Origin of the sequence: Rhodococcus sp. KRD175, from assembly GCF_017168275.1 — a bacterium.
Taxonomy (GTDB): Bacteria; Actinomycetota; Actinomycetes; order Mycobacteriales; family Mycobacteriaceae; genus Rhodococcoides; species Rhodococcoides fascians.
On record NZ_JABFAQ010000003.1, the window covers coordinates 220,894 to 222,379 of the forward strand.

At 65.1% G+C, this 1,486-nt stretch carries 1 protein-coding gene and 1 pseudogene; one reads left to right on the plus strand and one right to left on the minus strand.

Annotated features, from left to right (window positions below):
- Nucleotides 1–216 (plus strand): annotated as a pseudogene (locus tag J1M81_RS04420) (PaaI family thioesterase); the annotation flags it as partial.
- 16 nt (nt 217–232) lie between these two features.
- Here the strand turns inward: J1M81_RS04420 and J1M81_RS04425 are convergent.
- The coding region (locus J1M81_RS04425; RefSeq protein WP_206497662.1) for an MFS transporter at nt 233–1,486 on the minus strand (1,254 nt) is incomplete at its 5' end.

Sequence of the window (1,486 nt, forward strand, 5' to 3'; positions counted from 1 at the left end):
GCGCCGGTTCTGCTCGGCACTCCATACGTATTGCGTGCTGCCGTTCGGTCTCGTGATGGGCGCAAACTGGATCTCACGGCCACGATGGACGATGCGCAGGGCCGCTCGGTAGCCACCGCTACTGCCCTGTTCGTGGTGGTCGAGGTCGAACACTTCATGCAGTCCCAAGCCCGAGCCCAACTCCGGGCCACGGACACGAATCACACCGAAGAATAGACACCCTGGCCGACCTTCACCGACGTCCATCACCCGCGGTGGCTGTCGTACGGCTGCGTCTACCTGGCGCAAAGACGGCGAGGACGAGTGCCCCAGCGGCGGTCAGCGCCGCCAACGACAGTGTCGCCTGACCACTTCCGTGTACGAATGCGGCTCTGGCGAACTCGGCCAGCGGCTGACCAGCTGGTCCTGCGCGGTCGGCGACCTGTAACGCGGCGGCCAGAGAATCGGCCACCGGACCACGGGCAGGCTCGGGTAGCTGGGGCAGAGCCGGCTGAATGTGCTGAACGTAACCGGCCGCGAGCACGCTACCGGCTACCGCAATCCCAATCGCGGCACCGATTTCGCGAGCTGCGTCGTTGACCGCGGCAGCCACCCCGTGCTTGGCCTCAGGAGTGTCCGAGACGATGGCGAAAGTCGCAGGGGCGGTACACAACCCCAAACCCGCACTCATGATGAGCAAGGGCCACAGCAGGTCAGGGTAAGTCGCCGCGACGGTCAGTCTGCTCACCATCACCAGTCCCGCCGCGATGGTGAGCAGACCTACAGTGGTCATCACCCGCAGCCCAACAATGTTCGACAGCCAGGGTGCAATCACCGAGATCACGATGAGCGGCACGACCATAGGGGTCAACGCCAACGCGGCGGTGAGCGGTCCATAACCGAGAATCAACTGCAGATACTGCACCAACAGCAAGAACACCCCGAAGGTCACCAGAAATTGGATACAGACAGACAGCGCGCCGGCACCGAAACCACGGCGGGCGAACAACCGGACATCGAGTAGGGGTGCCGAGGAACGTAGTTCTACGACGACGAACACCGCAACCGCAAACAAGCCCACCGCAGTGCTGATGGCGACGAGCGAATCCGACCAGCCACGGGCCGGAACCTCGATCACAGCGAAGACGATCGCCCCGACCGCGACAACTACGGTCACCGCGCCCACCCAATCGACCGGTGGATGCTCCTGCTGGCGGGACTCCGCGATACTGCATGCCAACCCGGCCAGAACCGCTCCGGCGACGGTCAACCCGACGAACACCGAGGTCCACGACCACTGCTCGAGCAGCACACCAGCCCCGAGGATGCCCAGGACCGCCCCGGATCCAGCAACCCCGGCCCACACACCTACAGCGCGGCCGCGATGCGCCGGTGGAAATCCCGCGGTCAGTATCGACAGCGTCGAGGGCATGACCAGCGCCGCACCCGCCCCAGCCAACGCGCGAGCAGCGATCAGCCACGCCGGGTCGGCGAGAAACAAGGGCAA